At 68.4% G+C, this 23,912-nt stretch carries 26 protein-coding genes, 1 tRNA gene and 1 pseudogene; 14 read left to right on the forward strand and 14 right to left on the reverse strand.

Annotation, left to right across the window (positions count from 1 at the left end):
- Window positions 1-149: 149 nt before the first annotated feature.
- Window positions 150-659 carry a hypothetical protein gene (locus DLJ59_RS25985; protein ID WP_358026848.1) on the reverse strand — a complete coding sequence of 170 codons (510 nt, stop codon included), beginning with the start codon at window positions 657-659 and terminating at the stop codon, window positions 150-152.
- 672 nt (window positions 660-1,331) lie between these two features.
- On the opposite strand from DLJ59_RS25985, the gene DLJ59_RS25990 reads away from it, so the two are divergent.
- Window positions 1,332-2,009, forward strand: coding sequence for a prepilin peptidase (locus DLJ59_RS25990; RefSeq protein WP_124775460.1), 678 nt, complete (start codon window positions 1,332-1,334; stop codon window positions 2,007-2,009).
- 25 nt (window positions 2,010-2,034) lie between these two features.
- On the opposite strand, the gene DLJ59_RS25995 is transcribed toward DLJ59_RS25990, so the two are convergent.
- Window positions 2,035-2,664: a phosphatase PAP2 family protein gene (locus DLJ59_RS25995; RefSeq protein WP_124775414.1), complete on the reverse strand. Its 630-nt coding sequence runs from the start codon at window positions 2,662-2,664 to the stop codon at window positions 2,035-2,037.
- Between the two features lie 92 nt (window positions 2,665-2,756).
- Window positions 2,757-3,221 carry a hypothetical protein gene (locus DLJ59_RS26000; protein WP_124775416.1) on the reverse strand — a complete coding sequence of 155 codons (465 nt, stop codon included), beginning with the start codon at window positions 3,219-3,221 and terminating at the stop codon, window positions 2,757-2,759.
- Window positions 3,222-3,401: 180 nt separating this feature from the next.
- On the opposite strand from DLJ59_RS26000, the gene DLJ59_RS26005 reads away from it, so the two are divergent.
- Both DLJ59_RS26005 and DLJ59_RS26010 read left to right on the forward strand, forming a co-directional pair.
- On the forward strand, window positions 3,402-4,565 hold the full coding sequence (locus tag DLJ59_RS26005; protein ID WP_124775418.1) for a low temperature requirement protein A: 1,164 nt from the start codon (window positions 3,402-3,404) through the stop codon (window positions 4,563-4,565).
- 27 nt (window positions 4,566-4,592) lie between these two features.
- Window positions 4,593-5,489 (forward strand): helix-turn-helix domain-containing GNAT family N-acetyltransferase, encoded by an 897-nt coding sequence (locus DLJ59_RS26010; protein WP_124775420.1) that lies wholly within the window; start codon window positions 4,593-4,595, stop codon window positions 5,487-5,489.
- 22 nt (window positions 5,490-5,511) lie between these two features.
- Here the strand turns inward: DLJ59_RS26010 and DLJ59_RS26015 are convergent, their stop codons facing one another.
- Both DLJ59_RS26015 and DLJ59_RS26020 read right to left on the reverse strand, forming a co-directional pair.
- Window positions 5,512-6,693: a low temperature requirement protein A gene (locus DLJ59_RS26015; protein WP_124775422.1), complete on the reverse strand. Its 1,182-nt coding sequence runs from the start codon at window positions 6,691-6,693 to the stop codon at window positions 5,512-5,514.
- A gap of 71 nt (window positions 6,694-6,764) precedes the next feature.
- Window positions 6,765-7,646 (reverse strand): LysR family transcriptional regulator, encoded by an 882-nt coding sequence (locus DLJ59_RS26020; RefSeq protein ID WP_124775424.1) that lies wholly within the window; start codon window positions 7,644-7,646, stop codon window positions 6,765-6,767.
- A 122-nt stretch (window positions 7,647-7,768) separates the two neighbouring features.
- Between DLJ59_RS26020 and DLJ59_RS26025 the strand changes: the two genes are divergently transcribed.
- Window positions 7,769-8,380 (forward strand): dihydrofolate reductase family protein, encoded by a 612-nt coding sequence (locus tag DLJ59_RS26025; protein ID WP_124775426.1) that lies wholly within the window; start codon window positions 7,769-7,771, stop codon window positions 8,378-8,380.
- Window positions 8,377-9,321, forward strand: coding sequence for a GNAT family N-acetyltransferase (locus DLJ59_RS26030; RefSeq protein ID WP_124775428.1), 945 nt, complete (start codon window positions 8,377-8,379; stop codon window positions 9,319-9,321). Before DLJ59_RS26025 ends, DLJ59_RS26030 begins: the two co-directional genes overlap by 4 nt.
- 24 nt (window positions 9,322-9,345) lie before the next feature.
- On the opposite strand, the gene DLJ59_RS26035 is transcribed toward DLJ59_RS26030, so the two are convergent.
- The 5 genes from DLJ59_RS26035 to DLJ59_RS26055 form a co-directional block, all read right to left on the reverse strand.
- Window positions 9,346-11,253, reverse strand: a complete 1,908-nt coding sequence (locus DLJ59_RS26035) for an ABC transporter permease (protein ID WP_244236236.1) — start codon at window positions 11,251-11,253, stop codon at window positions 9,346-9,348.
- Between the two features lie 125 nt (window positions 11,254-11,378).
- A complete protein-coding gene (locus DLJ59_RS26040) occupies window positions 11,379-12,815 on the reverse strand; it encodes an extracellular solute-binding protein (RefSeq protein ID WP_244236237.1) in 1,437 nt (478 codons plus the stop codon).
- 455 nt (window positions 12,816-13,270) lie between these two features.
- On the reverse strand, window positions 13,271-14,041 hold the full coding sequence (locus DLJ59_RS26045; RefSeq protein WP_124775432.1) for an IclR family transcriptional regulator: 771 nt from the start codon (window positions 14,039-14,041) through the stop codon (window positions 13,271-13,273).
- Between the two features lie 138 nt (window positions 14,042-14,179).
- A complete protein-coding gene (locus tag DLJ59_RS26050) occupies window positions 14,180-14,482 on the reverse strand; it encodes a hypothetical protein (protein WP_124775434.1) in 303 nt (100 codons plus the stop codon).
- A gap of 24 nt (window positions 14,483-14,506) precedes the next feature.
- Window positions 14,507-15,244, reverse strand: coding sequence for an SDR family oxidoreductase (locus DLJ59_RS26055; protein WP_124775436.1), 738 nt, complete (start codon window positions 15,242-15,244; stop codon window positions 14,507-14,509).
- A gap of 236 nt (window positions 15,245-15,480) precedes the next feature.
- Here DLJ59_RS26055 and DLJ59_RS26060 point away from each other — a divergent pair, with 236 nt between their 5' ends.
- The 3 genes from DLJ59_RS26060 to DLJ59_RS26070 all read left to right on the forward strand — a co-directional run bounded on the left by DLJ59_RS26060 (window position 15,481) and on the right by DLJ59_RS26070 (window position 17,641).
- Complete coding sequence (locus tag DLJ59_RS26060) at window positions 15,481-16,368, forward strand: helix-turn-helix domain-containing protein (RefSeq protein ID WP_124775438.1); 888 nt, start codon at window positions 15,481-15,483, stop codon at window positions 16,366-16,368.
- A gap of 156 nt (window positions 16,369-16,524) precedes the next feature.
- Complete coding sequence (locus DLJ59_RS26065; RefSeq protein WP_124775440.1) at window positions 16,525-17,397, forward strand: tetratricopeptide repeat protein; 873 nt, start codon at window positions 16,525-16,527, stop codon at window positions 17,395-17,397.
- Window positions 17,398-17,455: 58 nt separating this feature from the next.
- Window positions 17,456-17,641 carry a hypothetical protein gene (locus DLJ59_RS26070; protein ID WP_124775442.1) on the forward strand — a complete coding sequence of 62 codons (186 nt, stop codon included), beginning with the start codon at window positions 17,456-17,458 and terminating at the stop codon, window positions 17,639-17,641.
- A gap of 163 nt (window positions 17,642-17,804) precedes the next feature.
- Here DLJ59_RS26070 and DLJ59_RS36690 read toward each other — a convergent pair whose 3' ends face one another.
- Both DLJ59_RS36690 and DLJ59_RS26075 read right to left on the reverse strand, forming a co-directional pair.
- Window positions 17,805-17,978 carry a hypothetical protein gene (locus DLJ59_RS36690; protein WP_167493895.1) on the reverse strand — a complete coding sequence of 58 codons (174 nt, stop codon included), beginning with the start codon at window positions 17,976-17,978 and terminating at the stop codon, window positions 17,805-17,807.
- Window positions 17,975-18,193: a flavin reductase gene (locus DLJ59_RS26075; RefSeq protein ID WP_124775444.1), complete on the reverse strand. Its 219-nt coding sequence runs from the start codon at window positions 18,191-18,193 to the stop codon at window positions 17,975-17,977. Before DLJ59_RS26075 ends, DLJ59_RS36690 begins: the two co-directional genes overlap by 4 nt.
- Window positions 18,194-18,691: 498 nt before the next feature.
- Here DLJ59_RS26075 and DLJ59_RS26085 point away from each other — a divergent pair, with 498 nt between their 5' ends.
- Together DLJ59_RS26085 and DLJ59_RS26090 are read left to right on the forward strand one after the other, a co-directional pair.
- Window positions 18,692-18,916, forward strand: coding sequence for a winged helix-turn-helix domain-containing protein (locus DLJ59_RS26085; RefSeq protein WP_124775448.1), 225 nt, complete (start codon window positions 18,692-18,694; stop codon window positions 18,914-18,916).
- Window positions 18,917-19,164: 248 nt separating this feature from the next.
- Window positions 19,165-19,482: a hypothetical protein gene (locus DLJ59_RS26090; RefSeq protein WP_124775450.1), complete on the forward strand. Its 318-nt coding sequence runs from the start codon at window positions 19,165-19,167 to the stop codon at window positions 19,480-19,482.
- 1,309 nt (window positions 19,483-20,791) lie between these two features.
- Here DLJ59_RS26090 and DLJ59_RS26095 read toward each other — a convergent pair.
- Window positions 20,792-21,217, reverse strand: a complete 426-nt coding sequence (locus DLJ59_RS26095) for a hypothetical protein (RefSeq protein ID WP_124775452.1) — start codon at window positions 21,215-21,217, stop codon at window positions 20,792-20,794.
- 116 nt (window positions 21,218-21,333) lie between these two features.
- Here DLJ59_RS26095 and DLJ59_RS38400 point away from each other — a divergent pair.
- Window positions 21,334-21,654 (forward strand): annotated as a pseudogene (locus tag DLJ59_RS38400) (tyrosine-type recombinase/integrase); the annotation flags it as partial.
- Between the two features lie 84 nt (window positions 21,655-21,738).
- On the opposite strand, the gene DLJ59_RS26105 reads toward DLJ59_RS38400, so the two are convergent.
- Window positions 21,739-21,810 (reverse strand) — tRNA-Lys (locus tag DLJ59_RS26105).
- A 148-nt stretch (window positions 21,811-21,958) separates the two neighbouring features.
- On the opposite strand from DLJ59_RS26105, the gene DLJ59_RS26110 reads away from it, so the two are divergent.
- The 3 genes from DLJ59_RS26110 (at window position 21,959) to DLJ59_RS26120 (ending at window position 23,834) form a co-directional block, all read left to right on the forward strand.
- The gene (locus DLJ59_RS26110; RefSeq protein WP_124775454.1) at window positions 21,959-22,381 is read left to right on the forward strand and encodes a PadR family transcriptional regulator; all 423 of its coding nucleotides are present in this window, start codon (window positions 21,959-21,961) and stop codon (window positions 22,379-22,381) included.
- Window positions 22,378-23,427 (forward strand): GlsB/YeaQ/YmgE family stress response membrane protein, encoded by a 1,050-nt coding sequence (locus tag DLJ59_RS26115; protein WP_124775456.1) that lies wholly within the window; start codon window positions 22,378-22,380, stop codon window positions 23,425-23,427. Before DLJ59_RS26110 ends, DLJ59_RS26115 begins: the two co-directional genes overlap by 4 nt.
- A 104-nt stretch (window positions 23,428-23,531) precedes the next feature.
- The gene (locus DLJ59_RS26120; RefSeq protein WP_124775458.1) at window positions 23,532-23,834 is read left to right on the forward strand and encodes a hypothetical protein; all 303 of its coding nucleotides are present in this window, start codon (window positions 23,532-23,534) and stop codon (window positions 23,832-23,834) included.
- The last annotated feature ends 78 nt before the right edge of the window (window positions 23,835-23,912 follow it).

The following is a 23,912-nucleotide window of genomic DNA, read 5'->3' on the forward strand; positions in this document are numbered from 1 at the left end:
GTCCCAGACGCTGCAGTCGGGTTGGTCGGGCGGGCAGCCGGCCCCCGGGTCGGCCCGTCGAGCGGCGGTGGCCGGCACTGTCGCGCCGAGCACCAGCAGGAGCGCGAGGCCGATCCCGGCGAGTGCCCGTCGCGTTGTCGCAGATCGGGTCAGCACGGCTGGTCCCGGTGCGTCTTGCCATAGTTGATCAACCAGCGGCCGTCCGGATACCGGGTCGCGGTGGCGGTGGAGAGGTGCCTGCCGCCGCCGCTGCCCGGGACCGGGCGTTTGTCCTTGGCGTAGACCAGCCGATAGCCGGTCGTGTCCAGACAATCCTGGATCTCCACGGTGGCCGGTTTCGCGTCCAGGCTGACGGCGGTCACGGTCGGGTCGGACTTCAACGTCCCGGTACGCATAGCGCCGTGCTCCTTAGCCTCGCGAATGGACACCCGAACCCGCGTCAGCAGTGGATCACCGAGAAACCGGGACAGTTCCGGCGCGCGCGGATCACTGCGTTGGCCTGCCTTCCGCGAGGCCGTGAGATAACCGGAGTACGCGTCAAGTGCCGCCTTTTCGGCGGCCTGGCGATCGACGTCGGGATTGATCCGGTGCCCGTCGTCGCGGGCTGCCGTCGGTCGTTCGACCGTTTCCTGTCCATTGGCGCAGGCGGTGGCCGGCATCGCCGTCACGACCGCCAGCAGGCAGATTGCCGCTCGTCTGAGCTGCCGTCCGCGCACCGTCGAGCCTCCTCGTGGTCGCCCGAGGCGGTGAGGGGTCACCGCCGCCGGACATGCGGAAGCGCGCCCGGATCAGCACATCCGGAGCCGTTCATTGCGCTTCGGCATTCACCGTTACGGATCTTCTACAAATTCGGGGTCCTGTGTCGTCCGATGGTGAAGGTGAGGCTTGCGTCACACCCAAGGGGCGAGCATAGGCTGACGTTCGACGATGCAACAGAGGCAATTCAAGTGAACACTCTGGGTGATGACAGGTGGTGGTGGCGGGTGTCCGCACCGCGCCCGGGACAATGGCCGAGCGAAAGGTCGTTATTGATGGGGCGTCGCTGGGTCGGCTGGGCTCATCGGAGTCTCAACTCGGGTCGCGGGAGTGGGACATCGCGGTCTCATCCCGGCATTCGAGCAGCGTCGTCGGCCGATCGGCCGGCGGCACCATTCAACAGCACGCCCGACGCGGAAGCGGCCCAAAAGACCCTCGCCGGCCCGGAGCGGCAGGTCGCTTTCTGCGCCATCCGCCACACCACAGCGATCGTCCAATCACGATCCGTGATCACCGTTGCGAGGTCGCATCCGGCCGTCCCGGCAGTGTTCGCGATCCTCGCGATCAGCCCGCTGATGCGGTTGGCCGCGCTGCGCCACGCCGTACCCCCGGGTCTGCCCAGCCGGGCCGGCTGTGACGCCTGCGGCGCGCCGGTCGGCCTGACCCGCCCCTGGCCGGCGCTGGGCCCGGCGGCCCGGTGTGGTCACTGCCGTGCCCGGGTCGGCTCACCGCCGGGCACCGTCGAGGTGGCCGTTCTCGCGGCGGCGGTGCTGCTGGCGTTCGGCGGTCCGTCGGGCGGGGCGCTGCCGGCGTTGATCTGGTGGCTCGGCTGGACGATCCCGGCGATCTTCGTCGACGTGGCCGTGCACCGGTTACCGGATCGGCTCACCCTCCCCGCGGCGGCGGGGACCTGGCTGCTGCTCGGCGTGGCCGCGCTCGATGCCGACCCGGGGCACTGGCTGCGGGCCGTCCTCGGCGGCACGGGGCTGGCGCTCTTCTTCGCCAGCACCGCGCTGCTGCTCGGCCGCCGCGGCTTCGGGCTGGGCGACGCCAAACTGGCGCTCAGCGTCGGCGCGCTGCTCGCCTGGTACGGCTGGCCGGTGCTGCTGTTCGGGATGCTGCTCACCTTCGGGCTCTCCGCCCTGGTGAGTCTGGGCCTGCTGGTCACCCGCCGAGCCAACTGGAGCAGCCACCTGCCGTTCGGCCCGTTCCTGCTGCTCGGCACGGTGGCGGCCCTCCTGCTGGCGAGCTGACCCGCCGCGCCGGACGGGTCACTGGTCAGGGGCGGGAGCGGCTGGCCAGTTTGGGGACCGGGCTGTCGGGGCGGTTGGCCCGGCGGCGGAGCACCTCGCCGATCGGGCGGGCCAGCAACGGGGTGGCCACCACGGCGACCAGGGCGCCGAACAGCACGCCAGCGATCACGTCGTGCGGGTAGTGCACGCCCACGAAGACCCGGGAGAAGGCGGCGAGCGCGGCCAGGGGCAGGGCGATCAGGCCCAGGCGGCGGGAGAGCAGCAACGTGGTGACCGCCAGCGCGCCGGCCACGGTGGCGTGGTTGCTGGGGAACGACCAGTCGCCCGGAGGTGGGCAGGCGCTTGCGATGATCTCCCGGCCGATGGTTCGGCAGGGGCGTTCCTCATCCACCACGGTCTTGAAGAGTTCGCTGCCCACGTACGCCAGGAGGGCCGGCAGCGGCGCGATCAGGGCGAGTGCCCGGTCGTGCGGGCCGCCGGACCGGCGGCTCAGCGCGGCCATCAGCAGCAGCGCGCCGAGCAGCAGGATCACCCCTTCGGTGGCGTGCCCGACGAACCACTGCACCGGCTCTGGGCTGCCGGAGGCGGCGTCGACGACGTCGCGGTACCACTCGGCGCTGATCTCGGGAACGTCCGTGCTGCCGTAGTCGACCATGCATCACCTCACTTCACGTTCATACACTGTTCACCTTGAGGGTGCCCCGGGAACGCGGCAGGATCCGCACGGACCGGCTGAGCCGCCGCGGCTCAGAGCGGCGTGGGACCGCCGGCCATCCGCGCGCGGACGGCCTCCAACTCCTCGAAGGCGTACGCCCAGTTGTGGCACTTGAAGCTGCGCAGACCGTCGATCGCGGTGTGACAGTCCGAGCAGCGCACCCCGGCGATGGCATCCGGGATCTCGGTGTTGACGTACTTGCGCTCGCCCAGGATGACCGTGGCGATCATGTCCTTGTCGTGCAGCCCGGAGAGCGCCGACGAGACGATGTCGTACCAGGTGACCCGCCGGCGGCACTTCGGGCAGTCGGGTTCGTCGCCGCTGACCCAGAGCGGGGCGCCGATGCTGCGTGCCGGCATGCCGAGCAGTTTCTCCAGCCGCCGGACGTCCGATTCCGGGGTGGTCCAGCGGTGTCGGCCGGGCAGTGCTGCGGGCGAGTCGTACACGGCGCGGAACAGGTCGTGGTCGACCTGCACGGTCTCACGCTGAGCGGTCATCGGTTTACCTCCTCGTTGAGTCGGTGCCCCCACCGTGGTCAGCGGTGACCATGGGCGCTGCCGGATCAACGACACGAGGGGTCAGCGGGTCGTCGCTGGGCAGCTGACCGCTTTCGGCTTCGGTGGCCGGCCCCGGGTGGTACGACGGACGCGGGGCGTGCGCCGGCGGGAGGAGCGGCGATGGCGAGCAGACCCGAACGGCTGCTGCGAGGCGGTGACTCGCCACTGAACGCCTCGTTCCTGGAGCTGTTCTTCGATCTGGCGTTCGTGCTGGCCCTCAGCCAGCTCGCCGGCCATCTGCTGCACGACCTCACCCTGGTCGGCGCGTTGCACACCGCCCTGCTGCTGACCGGGGTCTGGTGGATCTGGGTGACCACCACCTGGTTCGCCGACTGGTACGACCCGGAGAGCCCGCCGGTGCGCTGGCTGCTGGTCGGTGCCGCGCTGGGCAGCCTGCTGGCCGGGGTGGCGATCCCGCAGGCGATGGACGGGCGGGGTCTGCTCTTCGCCGGCGCGTACGTCTCGGTGCACATCGCCCGGGGCGTGGTGACCGCGTTCTCGCTGCGTGGCCACCCGCGCCAGCGGAGGGCGCTGCGCATTCTGTGCTGGTTCAGCGTCTCGGCCGTACCGTGGTTGGCCGGTGGGTTTCTGCCTGAGTGGCGCACGTTGCTCTGGCTGCTCGCCCTCGCCATCGACCTCACCGGCCCGCGATTCGGCTGGCCCACTCCGTGGATGGGTCGGGTCGGGCCGCAGGAGCTGCATCTGGCCGGTGAGCACTTCGCCGAGCGGTACCAACAGATCATGATCATTGCGCTTGGCGAGCTGGTCCTGGTTGCCGGCCTGTCGTACGCGGGCACCGACCTCGCCCTCCCGCAGACCGCCACGTTCCTGCTGGTCTTCGCCACCGCGGTGCTGATCGGTCTGCTGTACGTCACGCCCGCCGGTCAGCGTCTCGGCCCGGCCATCGAGCACGCCGACCCGTCTCGACTCGGGGTGATCACCGGCTACCTGCATCTGGTGATGGTCGCCGGGTTGGTGGTCACCGCCGTCGGCGCCGAGCTGAGCATCGCCCACCCGCTGCGGGTCGGTGACACGACGGCGGTCCTGGTCATCCTGAGCGGTCCGGCGCTGTTCCTCGCCGGGCGGATCCTCTTCTCGGCGGCCATCCACCGGCGACTCTCCTGGCCTCGGGTGGTGGCCCTGCTCGTGCTGGGGGGCGCGGCTGCCTTCCTGCGGCTGCCGCTGGTGGCGGTCAGCGCGGTCGGCACTGTGGTGGTGCTGGTGGTGGTCGTTCTGGATCACGCCGGCATCAGGTCCTACCACCGCACCCGACCTGGCGCGTAATCGGGAAGCCTGACTAAAGTCAGGTACATGGACTCGGCTCTCATCGCCGCCGTGCGGCGGTTCAATCGGACGGTCACCCAACGGGTGGGTGCGCTCGACGACGAGTACATGGCCCAGGGGCGTCCCCTGGGGCAGGCTCGGCTGCTCTGGGAGATCGGCCCCGCCGGTGCCGAGGTCGCCGCGTTACGGGCCCGGCTCGGCCTGGACTCCGGATACCTCAGTCGACTTCTGCGGACGCTGGAGAACGACGGCCTCATCACCGTCGGACCGGTCGACCAGACCGGCGGCGACGGCCGGGTACGCGTCGCCATGCTCACCGACGCCGGCCGGACCCAGTGGGCCGACCTCGATCAACGGTCGGACGACCTCGCCGCCTCGATCCTCGAACCGCTCACCGAACACCGCCGAGAACGGCTCGTCACCGCCATGGCCGAGGTCGAACGGCTGCTCATCGGGTCGATGGTCGTCATCGAGCCGTGCCCGCCGAGCGACCCGCGGGCCCGCTCGTGCCTGCGAGCCTACGTCCGGGACATCGCCCGACGATTCGACGACGGTTTCGACCCCGCACTGAGCAAGCCGCTCCACGACGATGCGCTCGTCCCGCCCAACGGGGTGCTCCTGCTCGCCACCCTCAACAGCGAACCGATCGGCTGCGGCGGGGTGAAGCTCCACCGGGACGAGCCCGCCGAGATCAAACGCGTGTGGGTGGCCGACACCGTACGTGGGCTCGGCGTCGGGCGGCGGCTGCTGGGCGAGTTGGAACGGTACGCCGCCGAGCGTGGCGCGACCGCCGTCCGGCTGGACACCAATCGCAACCTCACCGAGGCGATCGCCCTGTACCGGGCGACCGGTTACCGGGAGATCGAGGCGTACAACACCGAGCGCTACGCCCACCACTGGTTCGAGAAGCAGCTCAGGCAGTGAGGCCCGGCGGGGTCTTGGCTGGCTATCCAGGTGGCGACGGCGACTCAGGTGGGCGACCTCGCGCACGGGCGGCGTCCGAGATGGCGATCCCGGCCAGGACCGCGGCGGCGGCGACGGCGGCCACGATCGGCGGTACGAGGAGCATCAACGGCGTCAGCGCGGCGAGGGCGAGCAGCCCGATCGGCCGGTCCCAGGACACCCGGCTGAAGACCACGTACTCGAAGCGGGAGCGCCCGGCCAGGAACAGCACCGGTCCGCCGAGGATGATCGCGATCAAGGCTGGTTCGGGTCGTCCGGCCGGATGGGCGATGACGAGTTCGGCGCCGACCGCCGCGACGACGACACCGGCCACCATGACCAGGTGGGCGTAGAACGCCGACAGTCCAAGGCGGGCCGGGTCGCGGGAGTTGGCGATGGCTGACGCCGACAACTCCCCGGCACGGTAGATGTAGATGCGCCAGATCAGCACCGTGGCGGCGATCGACACCAGGAACGCAGTGGTCCGGTCGGGTGCGAAGCCGCCGCCGCCGAAGGTCGACGCGGAGACCAGGATCATCTCGCCCAGCGCGATGATGAAGAACTGCCGGTGACGCTCGGCCAGGTGTTCGGCGGCGCTCGGCAACTCCGAGGGCGGCGAGCGGCCCAGGCCGGGTGTCAGGTAGCGGAGTTTTCCCGCCAGATAGTCGATGGCCACCGCCAGCACCCACAGTGCCTCCTGAGCGGTGCCGTGCACCAGTGCCCCTGCGATCCACGGCACGGCGGAGACGCAGAACCAGATGACCACCCGTAGGGCGCCGCGTTGCAGCTCGTGGCCCCGCAGGGCGATGAGAAGGCCGATGCTGCGACCGACCTGGACGGTGACGTACGCCCCCGCGAAGACCAGGCTGTGTGCTCCGAAGGCCTCCGGTAACGCGACGGCCATCAGCAGACTGCCGACCAGGGTCGCGATGACCAGCAGTTGAATCGTCGGCCGCCGCGGGTCGAATCGGTCCGGGACCGTCGCCGTGCTGCACCAGACCCACCACACAGCCAGCAGCAGCACCAGCGTGTGGAAGGCCCCCCGCCAGGTGAGGTCCTGGCTGAGCACCCGCCCGAGCTGGGTGAGCACGTAGACGAACGCCAGATCGAAGAAGAGCTCCAGGAAGGTGGCCCGTTGCGGGTCCCCGGGTTTCCGCAGCAGCTTGCCCGCGCTGCTCCTCGTCATCGGTCCGCCCGTCCTGTGGGTTATGCACGCTCTGCGGCATTCGTACCATGCGGCAGGGTGAGCCAGTCGGGCTACTCGATGGAGTTGAGGTGGTGCGCGACGCTGGCGAAGGATCGAACGAGTTCCGTCTCGCTCCCGGTACGCCAGATCAGCCCCCAGGTGGCCAGCGGGGCGTCCCGGATGGGCACGTAGGCGATGTCCGGCCGCGCGTAGTAGCGGGCGGCCTGGGCGTGCACGGGCGAGACGGCTTCACCAGTGACGAGGATCGGGATCATCTCCTGGAAGTTGGCGACCGACGGACCGATCGGGATCAACCGTCCGCTGGGTGTGCGCAGCGGCACCAGGATTTCCCGCCAGTAGTCCGGCCGGGCCCCGCCCATGACCGTCTCGTCCGCCAGGTCCTCGTAGGAGACCGAATCACGGCCGGCCAGCCGGTGGGTGACCCCGACGGCCAGCACGATGGGTTCGGTGTAGATCACCGGGCCGACGGTGAGGTCCGGCTCCTTGACGGGCAGCCACACGATCTGCACGTCGATGTCGCCGGCGCGCAGCCGACCGAAGGGATCGCCGAAGTCGACATGCCGGAGCTGCACCTCGCACTCGGGATGATCCTTCGCGAACCCGTCGAACAACTCGCGGAAATCGTGGAGGTTGACGGCGATCGACCCGATCCTCAGCACGCCGGTCTTACCGCGCGCGGCGAGCCGGGCCCGGTCCATCCCGTCACACAGGCCCTGATACATGGGCTGGATGTCGTCGAAGAGCCGCTGACCGATCGGTGTCAGCGCCACCTGCCGATTGTTGCGTTCGAACAGGGCGGCCCCGATGCGACGTTCCTGCTTCTTGATCGCCTGGCTGACCCGGGCCTGGGTCACGTGCAGCCGCTCGGCGGTGCGGGTGAAATGCAGTTCCTCCGCCAGGGTCAGAAAGATTTCAATATCCCGAAGTTCCACCAAGGTCCCGATTCAGGTATTAGCGAGGTGTTATCGCACGTTACCAGGCCTGATCTTGTCGCTCGGGACCTTGCCAGCCAGGCTGGTGGCGTCAACAACCGGCACCCGGTCAAGGAGCTTTCGTGCGCAGGCTCGTGTACTACATCGCCACCACCCTCGACGGCTTCATCGCCGGCCCCGACGGCGCCGACCCCACCGGCCCCGGCGGCTTCTGGCCCGTTCCGGACGACTACCTGCACCACCTGGTCTCCGAATACCCGGAGACCCTGCCCGGCCCGGCCCGGCAGGCGTTCGGCATCGTCGACGAGGGCAGCCGGTTCGACACCGTGCTGGAAGGGCGTCACTCCTACCAGGTGGGGCTGAAGGCAGGCGTGACCGACGCGTACCCCCACCTGCGCCACCTGGTGTTCTCCCGCACGCTGGGCACCAGCCCGGACCCGGCCGTCGAGGTCATCGACCACGATCCAATCGCCACGGTACGAGAGCTCAAGCGGCACGACGGCAAGGACATCTGGGTGATCGGCGGTGGCGCCCTGGCCGGTGCCCTGTACCCCGAGATCGACCAGCTGATCGTCAAACTCGCCCCGCTGACCATCGGCGCCGGCATCCCGCTGTTCGGCCGCGACGCCGTCTTCGCACCACGCACCTGGCGCCTGACCGACCACACCGTCCTGGGCAGTGGCGCCCTCTTCCTCACCTACACCCGCACCGAGGCCGGAGACGAATCCGCATGACAACATCCCCCGACCGCGTCACGATCCGTCCCATCACCGGGCCGGACGAGGTCGACCTGTTCAACGGCCTCCCGTACACCATCAACCACGAACTCGCCGACGACCTCGCCGGTCTCCGTCGCCGGCCGGAGTGGATGTGGGTGGCCCTGCACGGTGATCGTCTGCTGGCCCGGGTCGCCTGGTGGGGCCGCAGCGGCGACAGCAGTCCGCTGTTGCTGGACATCCTCGACGTCGACGACACCGCCGAAGATGTGACCGAGGTGGCGCAGACGCTGTACGAGACGGCCGCCAAGCAGGTCCTGCCGACCGGGACCACCCCTCCCGAGTACGGTCGCTTCGTTCCGGCGGACTGGCATGAGGATCCGGACGCGTACCGGGCGGTGCGCCTGAGGATGGGTGTACTGGAGAACGTCGGCGCGCACCTGACCGTCGAACGGCTCCGCCTCGAATGGGCCCCCGCGGCCGGCGTGCCGAAGCCCGACCAGCGCCTCGCCTTCCGCCCGGTCGGCGACACCGACGAGCTGATCGCGTTGATGACCCGCGTCCTGGACGGGACCCTGGACGCGCACAGTCGTGGTGACCTGGCGCAGATGTCCGCGCACGAGGTCGCGGTCAAGCACTACGAGCAGGAGTTCGCCGCGTACTCCAGCCCCCGGCAGTGGTGGCGTGTCGGCACGTTGGGCCGGGACGGCGACCCCGTCGGGTTCGTCGTCCCGGCCCGCAACGCCTACCACCCGGTGATCGCCTACCTTGGCGTCGTTCCGGAACACCGCGGCCACGGTTACGTCGACGGCCTCCTCGCCGAAGGCACCCGCGTCCTGGCCGAGGAGCACGTGCCGCGCATCCGCGCCGCCACCGACCTGGGCAACGCCCCGATGGCGAACGCCTTCGCCCGCGCCGGTTACGTCAACTTCGAGCGTGCCGTCAACATGGCCTGGTAGCGCCGAACGGCCGGCTGCCTCCGATCAGCCCTTCACCGCCCCCGCGGTGAGCCCTTGGGTGAGGAAGCGCTGCCCGAGGGCGTACATGATCACCACGGGGATGCTGACGAGCAGCGACGCCGCGGCGAGTTGTCCCTGTGGCACGACGTCGCCGGCGATCATCGACTGCATCCCCACCGGGAGCGTCTTGTACTCGTCCTTCGTGATGAACACGAAGGCGAAGAGGAACTCGTTCCAGGCGTTGGTCAGGGTGAAGAGCGCGACCGCCAGCAGCCCGGGCTTGGCCAGCGGCAGCACCACGCGGCCGAACGCCTGGACGCGGCTGCAACCGTCGACCAGCGCGGCCTCCTCCAGCTCGATGGGGATCGACGAGAAGTACCCCACCAGCAGCCAGGTCGCGAACGGCAGCGTGAAGGTCGGGTACGTCACCACCAACGACCACAACGAGTCGGTGAGCCGGGCACCGATGAGCATCTGGTACAGCGGGATGAACAGCAGCGCGCCCGGCATCACGTAGGTGAGCAGCACCGTGACGGTGAAGCTCTGCGCCCCGCGGAACCGCAGCCGGGCCAGCGCGTAGCCGGCCAGGGCGGCGCAGACCAGTGCGACCACGGTGGATGCCGCCGACACCAGCAGCGTGTTGAGGTACCAGCGGCCGAATGGCTGGTTGGCGAAGAGGGCCCCGAACTGTTCCAGGGTCCACGGCGTTGGCCACAGGTCGTCGGTGCGCATGACGACCTGCCCCTCGGACTTGAACGCCGTGACGGCGATCCAGTACAGCGGGCCCAGCACGAAGAAGAGCAGACCGGCCAGCGCGACCCAGGACCCCACGCCCGACACCACCGACGACGACCGGCGACCACCTCGCGACTGGAGGGTCGAGACGATCCGGCCGACCGCCGCCGCGACCAGCAGAATCACCGCGAGGACCACCGCCGCCTTCCAGAAGATCTTCGGCGAGGCCCAGAGCAGCAGACCGGTGACCAGGGCGGTGACGACCCACGGCAGGGCCTTGCGCGCTGGTCCGGCCCACCGCCGCGTCCCGCCCCACCGCGCTGCCCGACGTCGGCGGGGCAGCTTGATGTTGGTGTCCTGGCGCAACAACCGGACCAGGATGAACACCAGCCCACCGATGATCGGCAGCATGACGAGCGTGACCGCCGCCCCCGCGCCGTACTGCAGTTGCAGGATCGCCTTGGAGTAGGCGACGAGCACGTACGGCGCGGTCACGTCGCCCGGCCCGCCCTGCGTCAGCAACCAGACGAGGTCGAAGTTGTTGAACGTCCAGATCGACGACAGGGTCACCGTCACGGTGATCACGTGGCGCAGTCCGGGCAGTGTCACGTTGGCGAACCGCTGCCACGCCGACGCCCCGTCGATGGTCGCCGCCTCGTAGAGGTCCGCCGGGATGGCCTTCAACCCCGCGAGGAAACACACGGTGAAGAACGGCACTCCCTTCCAGACGTTGACGAGGATCACCGACGGCATGGCCAGCGACGGTTCGGACAGCCAGCCCGCCGGCCAGCTGTCGACCAGGTGCGCGCTGGCCAGCAGCGGCCCGATCCCGCTAGCGGTGAGCAGCGTGTTGACGCTGCCGAAGATCGGGTCCAGCAGCGCCCGCCAGCTGAACGCCGTCACCACCGTCGGCACCACCCACGGCACCAGGAGCAACCCGGCCAGCAGCGCCCGTCCCCGGCGTCGATGGTGCAGCAGCAGGGCCGCGGCCAACCCCAGCACGACCTTGAAAACCTCGGCGTACGCGGTGAAGACGAACGAGTTCACCACGCCGGTGTGGAACTGGTCGTCGCCGACGAGAGCGAGGTAGTTGTCCAGGCCGACGAAGACGCTGTCCTGCCCGTGCCGTTCCGTGGTGCTGGTGATGATCGACCGGGCGATCGGCACGAGGACGAGCCCGCCGACCAGCACGGCCATGGGCGTCAGGAACAGGGCCGCCAGTCGCCAGTCACGCCCCAGCCGGCGCTGGACCGCGGTGAGAGAGCCGGGCCCCGACGGCGAGGATTTCCTCGCCGTCGAGACCCGCGCAGGACGGACAGAGCTCACTGCGGCAGCCCCTGCTGGTTGAAGATCTGCACCATCTTCGCGTGGGCGGCCGTCACGGCCTGTGCCGGCGACGTTCCCTGCACGACCTGCTGCATCATGTCGGTCAGGACGTAGGCCGATCCCACCGCCTGCTGGCCCGCGCTGGCCTTCTGCGGGAAGGCCAGGCCGTTCTTCGTGTTCAGCGGCAGCTTCAATTCAGTGATCTTGCGCAGCATGGGGAACGCCGGGTCGCCGCTGGTGAAGAACGGGTCGGCGTCCCAGACCTTCTCCCAGGCGGGCATCACCAGGCCGGGTGCCTCCTTCGCCACCCCCAGCAGCGCGGGCGCGCTGACCAGGTACTGCGCCAGGAGCTTGGCGAGCGCCGGGTTCTTGGCGCCCTTGAAGACGACGAAACCCTGCGACTGGCCGAGCAGCAGCGGATTGTCGGTCGCCGGCCCGATGCAGTCGGAGAACACGTGGGTGTTCTCGTGCACCGGGTTCTTCTTGGTCCGGGAGTCCGCGTACACGCTGAACTGGTTGCGGGTGTAGCCGAGGATCCCGGCGAGCCAGTTCTCGTTGTTGCTGGTGTCGGTCCAGCTGGCGATCCCCGGCGGCAACATCGGCTTGTACTTGGGATTGGTGTAGATGTCGCCGAGGAAGGCCACCGCCTGCACCGTTTCGGGCGAGTTGAAGGTGACCTTCCGGCCGTCGTTGGAGGCGATCGACCCGCCGTAGGCGTTGATCAGCGCCTCGATCATGCCGTTGCCGTCACCGGACCGGTTCACCGTCATGCCCCAGCCGAACCGGCGTTTGGCCGGATCGGAGATCTCCAGGCACAGGTCCCGCAGCTCTTCCCAGCTGTAGATGTCCTTGGGGGCGATGCCCTTGTCCTGCATCCAGTCCTTGCGCAGGAACGACCCGATCCCGATGAAGTGGTACGGGATCGCGAACCACTTGCCGTCGAAGACGCAGAAGTTCTTGGCCTCGGCGCAGGGTTCGCCGTACTTGGCGGTCAGCGTCGTGACGACGTCCGTCACGTCCTCCAGGTCGCCCAGCGCCTGGAACTGCGCGACGAACCGCGAGTCGGTCATGAACGCCAGGTCACGGGCCACCCCACCCTTGACCTCGGCGTCGATCTTGGCCACCACGTCGCCGGCGTCGGCCTGGACGAGACTGTTCTCGATCTTCGTCCCGGTGGTGTCGGCGAACTTCTTGATCGAGCTGTCGAGGGCTTCGTTCGCCGCCGTCGAGTACAGCTTCTGCGACAGCATCCCCATCGCGGAGCCCTTCATCGACGCAGCGGCGTCGATCAGCTCCTGCGGAACGTCCGCCTGCACCTTGGCGGGCGATTCGGAGGTGTCCCCACACGCGGCCAGACCAGCCGCGCCAAGCACCCCCACCCCCATCCCCAGAAACCCGCGCCGGGACCACATCGGGTTGTCGTTCATGGACATTCGCCTCCTCTGTTTTCCGCACCACTGCACGCCGAAGGTGTGTTTGTGCTTCAGATGTCCCTGCTGACGGCGACCACTGACGCGTCGCCCGCATCGATCAGTGCGCTCGCGTACCCGCTGTTGCGGTTGTTGGGGTCGCCGCAGTGGCGATGGGACTGCTCTTGCCGTCGTCCACCGTCGGGAGTCCGTTGACGCGCGCGTCGTCGTGGCATTCGAGCGAGCCGCGCGTGGGGTGTCGCGCGTCGCTCGCCGGGTAGCGCGACGAGGTTGAGGCGATCGGCGACCGGGCCGAGAAAGCTGCGCTGATGTTGCAGTTCGGCCGGGCCACGCGACCACCACCGTTCGAGATTTCGAACTGAGTTCGAGATACCGTATCGAGTGGTCGCGACGCTAGAGCAGCACCAAGAGAGCTGTCAATGTTTCGATGTGGTTTCGAGCCGAAAACGGGAGGCGGACTACCGAGACCGGGCCCGGTAGCCCATGCGAGCCGACAGCGCCGCCGCGCCCTCACGAACCAGCCCGGTCCACTCCGCGTACGCCTGCGGCGTCCACCGGATGATCGGCGCGGACAGGCTCATCGCGGCGATGGTGGTGCCGGAATGGTCCCGGATTGCCGCAGCGACACAGCGCATGGCACTGTCAGACTCACCGATGTCGACCGCGACCCTGTCCGCGCGGACACGATCGAGATGCTTACGCAGCTCGTCCGGATCGGTGATGCTGTCCGGCGTCATGCCCGGCAGCTCGCCCTTCATCAGGACAGCATCCAGGCCCGCCTCATCGAGGCTCGACAACAGCACCTTGCCGACCGCCGTGCAGTGCGCCGGCAGCCGCCGCCCCACCCCCGAGACCATCCGGACAGGGTGCGTGCTGTCGAACTTCACCAGATAGATCACATCGGGGCCGTCGAGCACCGCCACGTGAACCGCCTCGTGGCACACGGCAGCCACGTCCCGCACCACGCACTGCGCCTCACGAACCAGATCAAGCCGGCCCGCGAACGCCGCGCCGAGCTGGAACAGCGGCATACCGAGCCGATACTGCACCGGCTGACCCGGTACGGAGATCAGATACGAACGAGCCTCAAGCGTGACGAGCAACTCGTGGACCGTGGTGCGGGGCAGGTCGAGCCGCTCCATCACCTGGCGCGCCGACAGCTGAGGGCAGTCCAGGAACAGCTCGAGGACGTCGAGTGCGCGGTTGACCGCCGGTACCACACGGGGCATGTCGATAGTCCCTTCGCAGTGCCGAACCCATGTCAACGATCTCCACACGGGCCGGCACCTGAAGAGGATATCCACGTCCGCCCTCGACGCCAGGTCTCGGACGCGTCGTCCACGAGGGGCGGTCCCAGCCGATTGAGGTCAGCTGGTGTGCTGCAGCAACGGGATGATCCGGAAGTCGACGGTGGCCTGATCGATGGTGGCGTGCACCGGGGAGCCGGCCATCTCGGTCATGATCCCCGAGGCGCTGCGCCGGCCATCCGCGGCGGAGTCCCACGCGACGATGTCGGTGATGGTGCCGTCGTCGTCCTGCACGATCCGACGCCACCGGAAGCCGGGCTGGCGCCGCAGGTAGTCGTTGATGTCCTCGTTGGCGTTGACGAAGTCGGCACCGGTGAGGCCGGGGACGAGCCGGAACGTCGTCATCTCAAGCGCTTCGCTCATTGGTGCACTCCTCGTGATGCGCGGTCAGCCCTGCGCTGTCGACCGCATGATGATCTCGTTGACGTCGACGCCGTCCGGCTGGGCGATCGCGTGGGCAATCGCGTCAGCTACCGCCGAGGCCGGCATTCCCAGCGCTTCGGCCGCCGCCTGGACGGCAGCCCGCACCGCAGGGTCGCCACCCCGTTCGGCGAGTTCCGAGTGGGTGTAGCCGGGGCTCACCAGGGTCACCCGGATGTCCCGGCTCTCCTGGCGCAGCCCTTCGGTGAGCGCCCTAACCGCGTACTTGGTGGCGCAGTAGACCGCAGCCGTCGGGTCGACGCGGTACGCGGCGGTGGAACCGATGTTGATGATGTGCCCCGTGCCCCGGGCGCGCATCAGTGGCAACGCGGCGGCGACGCCGTACAGGGTGCCGCGCAGGTTCACCTCAATCATCTGGTCCCACTCGTCGACCCGCAGCGCGTCGAGGGTGGACAGGGCCATCACGCCAGCGTTGTTCACCAGTACGTCGACGCGGCCGTGCCGTTTGTGGGCGCCCTCGACGAAGGAGAGCACGCTGTCTCGGCTCGTGACGTCCAGCTCATGGTGCTCGGCGGTGCCACCGGCGGCGCGCAGTTCGTCGACGAGCGCGGCGAGCCTGTCGACGCGTCGGGCACCGAGCACGACGTGATGGCCGTCGGCGGCCAGCCGGCGGGCGGTCGCCGCACCGATACCACTGCTCGAACCGGTGATGAGAATGATCTTCGAGTCGGCACTGTTTTCCACTGATCCCCCTGTTGCCCGTCGGGCCCGCTGCCCGAGCGCCGCAGCTCAACGATCCGGCTGGTACGCGGGCCCTGGAAGGGCGAGGCTTCCGGGGTGCGCCACACCCCCGGCACCGCGTACGTTTCATCCGGTTCAGGGCTCTCTGTCCCGAGCGGTCTCGACCCCTGGATCGCGCAACCCGCGGCGAAGTCACCAGTCGTTCGGCGACTCCGGCCCGAAGTCCTAGGCTGATCGACATGCCCGATGCAAACCGGCTCGGGGAGTTCCTCCGGGCCAGCCGCGCGCGAGTCGACCCGAAAGACGTCGGACTGCCCAGGGGCGGCGACCGCCGGGTACCCGGGCTGCGCCGCGAGGAGCTCGCAGTCCTGGCCGGGGTGAGCGCCGACTACTACGCCCGCCTCGAACAGGGCCGAGAGCGCAACCCCTCCGCACAACTGCTCGACGCGATCGGTCGGGCCCTGCACCTCGACCCCGACGCGCGCCGCCATCTCTTCCAACTCGCCGGGCTCCACCCCCGCCTCGGCCCGGACAACTCCCGGGAATCCGTGCACCCGGCGCTGCTGCGGCTGCTGGAAGCCTTCCCCACCGCCGCCGCCTACGTGCTCAGTCCCGCATTCGAGGTGCTGGCCACCAACAGCGTGGCGGCAGCCCTGCTGTCCCCGTTCACCGGCCCGACCAACATGGTCCGGGTGCTGTTCCAGCATCCGCAGGCCCGCACCGTCTTCCCCGACTGGCCGTCCCTGACCGAGAACGTCGTACACGCCCTGCAACTCAACGCCGGCCGCTTCCCGGACGATCCCCACATTCGGGCGCTCGTGGCCGACCTGCGACGCGACTCGCCGGCGTTCCGCACCCTCTGGGCAGACCAGACCGTGCGGGGCCTGACCCGCATGTTCAAGGTCATAAACCACCCCGAGGCCGGGCAGGTCCAGCTGACCTACCAGACCTTCGACGTCCGCGACGCTCCCGGTCAGCAGTTGCTGGTCGGCACGCCCGAACCGGGCAGCGCCGAGGCTCTGGCCGCCCTGGCGGCAGCGGATCGGGTGATCGCGGCCCAGCCGCCGGCCGGTGGTCAGCCATCCGAGGGAGCCTTCGACCGTCCGGCCGGCAGGCGGGAGCCATGACGGGCCACGGTGGGGGCAGGCTGATCTGAGGCGCGCACCGCCAGCCGCCGTGAACGCCGATGGACGCATCCGGGCGCATCATGCCCGGGACGGGCTCCGCAGATCTGGGGTGATACTTCTTCACTGGCTGATCAGACGGGGATAGGGAGCAGCGGCATGGAACCGCAGTCCGGAAACGGCGATGAGGCGGTCGCACGTGCGCGCGAGTTGGTTCGGGCCGAGCAGTTCGGGCCCGCCATCGAACTGCTGCGCGAGCACCTGGGCGCGCACCCGGATGACGGCATTGCCTGGCGCCGCCTCGCCGGTGCCTTGATTGGATTCGGCGAACATGCCGCTGCGGTCGATGCGGCTGGTCGAGCGATCGAAATCAACCCCGAGGATGTGGCTGCCTACCGCTACCGAGCGCTCGCTCTTCTCATGCTCAACCGGGACGGGGATTCGTATGCCGACGCGAAGCGCGCGGTGGAGCTTGCACCCGATGACCACGAGGCCCTGAGTCTGCTCGCCCGGAACGTCGTCGAGGTCGATCGCGACGTAGCGCGGTTCAAGGAGCTCATCCAGCGGGCGCTCACCGTGAATCCGGACAGTGCCCCTGCACGGCACCTGGCCAGGCAATATCGAAAGCTCCACCGCCGGACCCTGACCGTCGCGATGCACCTTGCGACCCTCCCGGCCGCGATCGTGTTGCTGTTTGGTTGGTTCGCGGTAGACACCGGCAGGTCGATGGACGCTCGTTGGATGGTGTGGCCTTGCCTTGTCGCGCTGGCCGCCACTCTTGTCAGAGGCGTGTTCACTTGGTCGGCACGCGGCGTGCTCCCGATGCTCACACTGCCCCAGGCGTCGGCAGCGGCGAGCGCCGCCGGAATTGTCGCGGCGGGCGCGGGTTACGGCGCTACCCGAGGAGTCCCAGCCGCCGCCGTCCTAGGCCTGACCGCCGTCGCGATATCGGGCGTCTTCGGGCTTCTTCTCCTGCTCCGGTCACGGCGCACGGCACAGCCGCCTGTCAGAAGAATCTACGACTGGCCGTAGATCGTCTAGCCGGGACAAGTCACGCCCGGCTTCGCCGCAAGTCGGCTACGCCACGCTCATGAGCAACGGCATCGAGCCCCAGGAGGTGCAGAAGGCGCTAAGGCAGGCCAACCTGCGGATCGCACTGGAAACCTACGTGCACTGGCTACCGAAGGAGGACCGCCCGCGCCGCCTGGTCGGCAGCTTTCTGCGGCCGGCGGACGGCAACTCGTCTGCACATCCCGGGAGCCAAGATCATGCCTGAGGGGCGCTGAATGGTGGGCCGCCAGGGACTCGAACCCTGAACCTATGGATTGCCGGCGAGCTGGCCTTTTGCGGCGTGGTTCGAGGTCATCCGGGGTGCTGGCGTGTATCTCGGACCGATTCGGCTGGCACGGTTGCTGTACTTCGCTGCTGTACTGCTGGCGTCAGACGAGGCGCTGGATGCGGATCTTCGGGCGCTCGTTCTTGAGGTGGCATTGCTTGTGCTGGCGGACCTGCTCGTCCCAGACCTCTTGGTCGTAGTCCGAGTCCGGCGGGATCCACTTGTGGGAGCCGTCGCTGTAGTGGAACTTCTCGTCACCGTGCCGAAGGATGCTCATCGGGTCCAGGCGAGGAAGCGGTGGTGGAGCTGGCCGGCGGGTACGTGGGCCAGGTCCTGGGCGGCGTCGACGAGCTGGGCGGCGAGGTAGAGGGCCAGCGACACCGGGGCGAGGTCGTACTCGGCTCGCAGCTCGCGCCTTCGGGTTTGGCATGGCCAGTCGGCACCGCAGCCACCGCAGGTCCAAGCCGGCGTGATCGGGAGGTGGGCCGTCATTGCGGGCCATCCTGACTTGGCCAGTGGCCACGGTTGATTGGGATGCGGTGGCGGCTCCGGCATGGCAGGTCGACTCCGCAGCGGCAGACACGTCGCCAGTGCCGCCAGGACCAGATCGGTCGGTGGCGGCGAGCCAGGGTGAGCGCCACTGCGATGACGTACTCGTCGTAGGTCACGCGCCGCTGAGTACTCTCCGACCTTCGTTGCCAATGTCCGGAATCCCCGTTCGCGCGGCCGGCACCTGCGGTTGAGGCAGTTGCATCGTTTGGTCTGGTCACCATGCCTCCCGCCGACGCCTGGGGGTTCCGTGGGCACCCGGTCAGCCGTGTCCGGAGACAGGGCACCCACGGCGGGGCGACCCGGCCGCCAAGCTGGGTAACCCCACAAGCAACATAGGACGCAATGTGCGCATAGTCAACGACTGGCAACACATAGCGTTGTAAGTCGAGCCCGGGGTGTGGTCTGCTTGCACCAGCCGCCAAGCTGGGAGCACCACCTATGTCTGAAGCTGCGTACCTACAGGTCGCCCGAGATATCCGCGAGCAGATCAGCTCCGGCCAGTTGAAGCCGGGCGACAAGCTGCCGTCCTTCGCTGCCTTGTGCGAGCACTACGAAGTCAGCAACACGGTGATCCGCGCCTCCATGCTCGTGCTCAAAGCTGAGGGCTTGATCGACGGGCGGCAGGGCAAGGGCGTCTACATCGCCAACCCGCTTCCCAGGTAAGCCTGGGTCGCCCTCGGAAGGGCGCGACGTCTCGCTTACAAGCTCTGTGCATCGCGTCCGCACACGTCCGGGAAGGGCTGCACCCTCGAAGCTTCCTCCGTGCCAGTGCTCGTCAGTGTGCTGCCGTCCGGCGCGGTTGCTGTCAGCGTTGCTGTCGACAGCCATTCCCCCGCGACCCGGCCGCCCTCCGCTGACTGATGTCCCCCAATGTCGTTGGCATCGCACGACCAAGCGGGCAAGATCGGCCCGTGGCTCAGGAAGAACGCTTTCTCCGCTGCGAGGTGGTCGCATGGGTCAGCCAGGAGTTCCCGGGATGGGTGCGCGTCCGCCTGGTCGACGCGGACAGCAAGTCATGGTTCTTCGTCGACAAGGTCCCCGTCTTCACCGGTGGCCAGCTGAGCTTCGACACTCGTCTGCCAGCACCAGTTCACGTGCGATGCGGCATCGTCAGACATGACGACGACCGCGCCCTAGTCATCTCCACGGCGCCGGATGGGGTCGAGACAGAGGGTGGGCAGAGGCTATTCCGGGTACGCGAGGACCAGTTGGACCGACACACGGTTTAGGAACGGGTTAGCGCCTAAAGGGCCGGCCCTCGTCCTGCCAGGTCATACGTCGAACGGGCTCCCAGCGATACGCTTGATCATTCCGTGCATTTTCCGGATCTTGCCTTCTAGGCATGAACGTGGGCCTTGCTCAGGCTCGTCGTCCCCCAGGTAGTCCAGCACCTGAACTCCTACGTGGAAGCAGACGGAGGGTCACTAGATCCACCAAGAACATGCTGCTAAAACGAGCTTGACGCTGGATTATTCCTCTTCCAAGTGGGGTGTGCCACAAATGGGCCGCCTCAATTGCTAGTGCCACGGCGACTACGAGTACAGACACGAGAAACACCAAAATGCACGGAAGAATTAGAACCACTTGCGCGGTGTGGCCAATCATGCCATTGATCGACAGGGCCGTGATCAGTGCGCCAATAGCTAACGCAAGCAACGAGCTCCGCCAGGACAGTACGAGTAAACGATAGGATTTGCGGCTCCTGACTAGGTGGCGCCGATCACTCCAGGACGCCCAGCCGCGTTGCCGCTCATCAGTCAAGGCTCTCACCGCCAGAAGGTTCGCTGTCGCCAAGCAGTGCTCCCACCCTAGACGACAGGATCATGGATAGATCCCGCTGTGTCCGCCGCCTGATCGCGTCGTCCGGTGCTCCACGATCACGCGTCTGCCATCCTCACCGTCTGCCGCCGACCCGCTCGTCTGGAGCGGGCCGCCGCCCGGTCCGCCACGTCAAGCGGACCTTGACGCACGTACGGACGCTGCCGGAACAGCCGGAGTCGGCTCTCGTGTCACGGACCGCGCCTCCGGCGGACACCGCCACAGTGGCGCAGTTGACCCAACCTCACCGGGCACGGACCCGGCTCCCGGGATCGGAGCTGGCCACCGGCGGCCACCCCTCCCCCTCCCAGGTGAGCAGTTGACCTGCCCCTGAGCGGCTGCGGAGCCGGCTCCTGGACGACCGGCATGCCCTCGGCGGACACCACCCCCATGCTTGGGGCTTGCCGCGCGGACCCGGCGCACCCTTTCCTGCGCCGCGCTGCTCAGGCGCGGCGCGGCCGGCTGCCGGCGACGAACCTCCACCACTCTTCGGCGGTTGTGTCCGGCCCGCATCAAAGGTTCGTCTAGCAGCGGTACAGCTTCCGCCGACGCCCGTGGTCTGGTCCCCCGACCGCTCGTGCCCGTCGTCAGCCAATTGGTCACCCGCCACGTTCTTCTGGTCTTCTTCCATGGATGATGGTGCTGCCTCGAGAGCTTCTTGTAGGCGGAGCGGCCACCCCCAACCCCGCGCCCGCACACCCGCATTCCATTTTGGTATTTTCATCCCCGTGGCCAAAATATCGCTGCCAGGACCACCGTCGCGGATGTCGCTAAATCTAAAACACTGATGACGTGTCGCGTCATCACTCCCATCCGCGTCTTCGGTAGAACCTGCCGCAGCCGATACGTTGCGTCGGCCATTGGCGCTAGGAAAGCTACTACGATCGCCAGTCGCAACACCCACAGCCAGCGTGGTTCTGCCCCATCGGCCAGTACAACTTGAATTACCTCGCATTCAGCAAGCGCCAGGACGACCAGCATGTACAATTGTATCAAAATCGGGTAAAGTCGCCAGAAGTCCAACTTTCCAGATTTAGCAAGGTCTGTCTCTTTCATACTGGCAACTGAAGAACGGATTTCTAGTCCTAAAGCGATTGCCACCACCGGAATCACTTGTGCGATCAGCGCTGCGCTGTCCCTGGTCACGAAAGTATGGTAAAGCAGCAGGAGTAAGTTTCTGAGTGCTCGCTACCACCATCCAAGGCACGCCGACGTCGAGATCACTGTGGCGCTCGTTCGCCGCCGTGCCACGCAGACCGACCGCCGCCCGCGCCGCCGCCGGGCCGGCATGGCAGCCCTCGCACCTCATCTTCACCACCCGCTAGGGCCGGCCGGTCGAGCCGCGCAACTTCAACCGCTTCTGGGACCGCCGCTGCGACGCGGCCGGGGTTCGACGCATCACCGTCCGGGACGCCCGGCGGACCTGCGCCTCGCTCCTGGCCGACCTTGACGTGCACCGCCGGGTGGCGATGCAGATCCTCCGGCACGCGCAGTTCGCCATCACCATGGAGATCTACACGGTGGTCTCCTCGGCGGCGACACGCGACGCGCTCAAGCGACTCGGTAGCGCACTGGACCGGTGAGGCACTACTGCTGTACTTCGCTGCTGTACCGGCCCGGATCACAAAGACAGCGGCTCCATAGAGGGCCGCTGAGCTGGAGTGGAGTGGGCCGCCAGGGACTCGAACCCTGAACCTATGGATTAAAAGTCCACAGCTCTGCCATTGAGCTAGCGGCCCGCGCGCTCAGGTTACCCGACCGGCTGTGCCCCAGCTGATGTCCGCCCCCGGTCTGGCGCAGCGACGCCGATCTAAGAGCTCGACACCTGTGGCGAACTTTCACAGCGCTTCGTCACCGGTATAGCTTCATCACCGATATATTGAGGTCATGGCCACACCCACGCCACTGCGGGAACCCACCTTCTTGATCCTCACCGCCCTCGCACGGGAATCCATGCACGGCTACGGCATCATCAGCGACGTCGCGGCCCTCTCCGGTGGGCGGCTGGCGCTGCGGCCCGGCACCCTCTACGGCGCACTCGACCGCCTCACCGACGAAGGGCTGGTCGAGCGGGACCGCGAGGAGGTCGTCGAGGGGCGGCTGCGCCGCTACTACCGGCTCACCGAGGCGGGTCGGTCCGTGCTCACCGCCGAGACCGAACGACTGCGCCGCAACGTCGAGGCTGCCACGCAGCGGTTACGTGCCCAACCTGCGGGCACCCGCACCGCCGACGGCACCTCACGCGGCCCTCTCACCATCCCCGGAACCGCCGCCCGCCCCATCCTTCGACCGACCGGAGGCCCGGCATGAACCAGCCCAATCCCGCCCAGGAGCAGGCCGGGTCGCCGCTGGAGTCCCGCTACCGGCGGCTGCTGTGGGCTTACCCGAGTGGCTACCAGGCTGAGCGGGGCGACGAGATCGTTGGGACGTACCTCGACACGGTCGAACCGGGGCGGCGCTGGCCATCCCCACACGACGCCCTCGACCTGCTCGGCGCCGGAATGCGGGAGCGACTACGCGCGTACGGCGCACTTGGGCTGGCCGCCGCTTTCCCGCTGGCCGCGACCGCCGCGCTGAGCACCCTCGCCGCGGTCGCCGCCTTCTTCCTCTTGCAGGTCGAGTTCGAAGATCCCCGCTTCGCCAGACTGGACCCGGTCGGCCCGTTCCAGACCCTCGGCGCTGTCATCTGGCTGGGCTGGCTGCTCGTTGGCCTCACCGCCGCGGTGCTGCCCGGATCCTGGACCCGAACCGCCGCAGCCTGCGGTCTCCTGCTGACCATCACCGTGCCGCCCGTCGCCGCCCTCACCGGACAACCGGGGCCGCCGCTGTTCGTGCTGATCCCCGCCGCCGCGCTCGGCCTGGCCACGCTCGCACTGCCCTCCCATCCCGGCCGGGCCGCGCGTAGCCTGCCGCCGCTCACGGCCGGCTCTGTGGCGGCCGCGTCCGTGGCGTTCAGCGCCGCCGAGAACGGCGGGAACATGTTCACTTCGTACGGCTCGACCCCCGAACTGCTGGCGATGGCCGGGGGGTTGATGTTCGCACTGGTTCTGCTCGTCGGGCTCGGCCGCGCCCTGCGAGCCGACGACGCCGGCCTCTGGGCGGCCCTGCTGCTCGCCACCCCGGCCGGCCTGTTCGGCGCCAACCAGCTCAGCCAAGGGATCTGGGGCAGCCAAGGAGGCGGACCGAGCTCGGCGGCCTACGCCACCACAACCGGAACGATCCTTCTTGTCGGGGCGGCGCTGCTGGCAGCGGCCCTCGCCGGCCAGGCCGCCCGACACCAGACCGTACGTCGACAGGTGCTCGACAAAGCCTGCCCGACCTGCGGACACCGTTCGACTGCAACGACACCGACCTGACTCGCACGATCGGTGATGTGGCGCTGACCTGCGCCGGGTCGGTGATCTCAGGTGACGTCGCATGGCGGCGCATAGGCGTGGGTCGGTGGGGAACCAGGACCGGCATGAGATCAAGCAGCGCGCCGGCCGTGGCGGCCTCCGGGGAGGAGGTCGGGCGTGATGGCGTACGCCAGCCGGGTGGGGAGGTGCACGCCTGGCTGCCCGGCCAGAACCAGACGGTGTGCGGGCTGGCGCTGAGTCGGACCCGCCTGCGTCGCTTCCCGCATGTGCGCTTCGACTACTCCGGCACTGATGTGCTCACCGAGGCGGACGCGGTGGGCTGGATCTGCCCACGCTGCCTGGCCGCCACCGTTGGCCGGCGGGGGAAGGAGAAGCGCGGCTGGGTACGTGACTCCCCGCGTCCTTGATCGACTCGGGATTCAGGAAATTGGGGTGTTCTGCGCGCGGGGACGCCCCGACTTTCAGGAAGTCGAGTGGATCAAGGG

The organism is Micromonospora inaquosa, from assembly GCF_003857055.1.
GTDB lineage: Bacteria > Actinomycetota > Actinomycetes > Mycobacteriales > Micromonosporaceae > Micromonospora > Micromonospora inaquosa.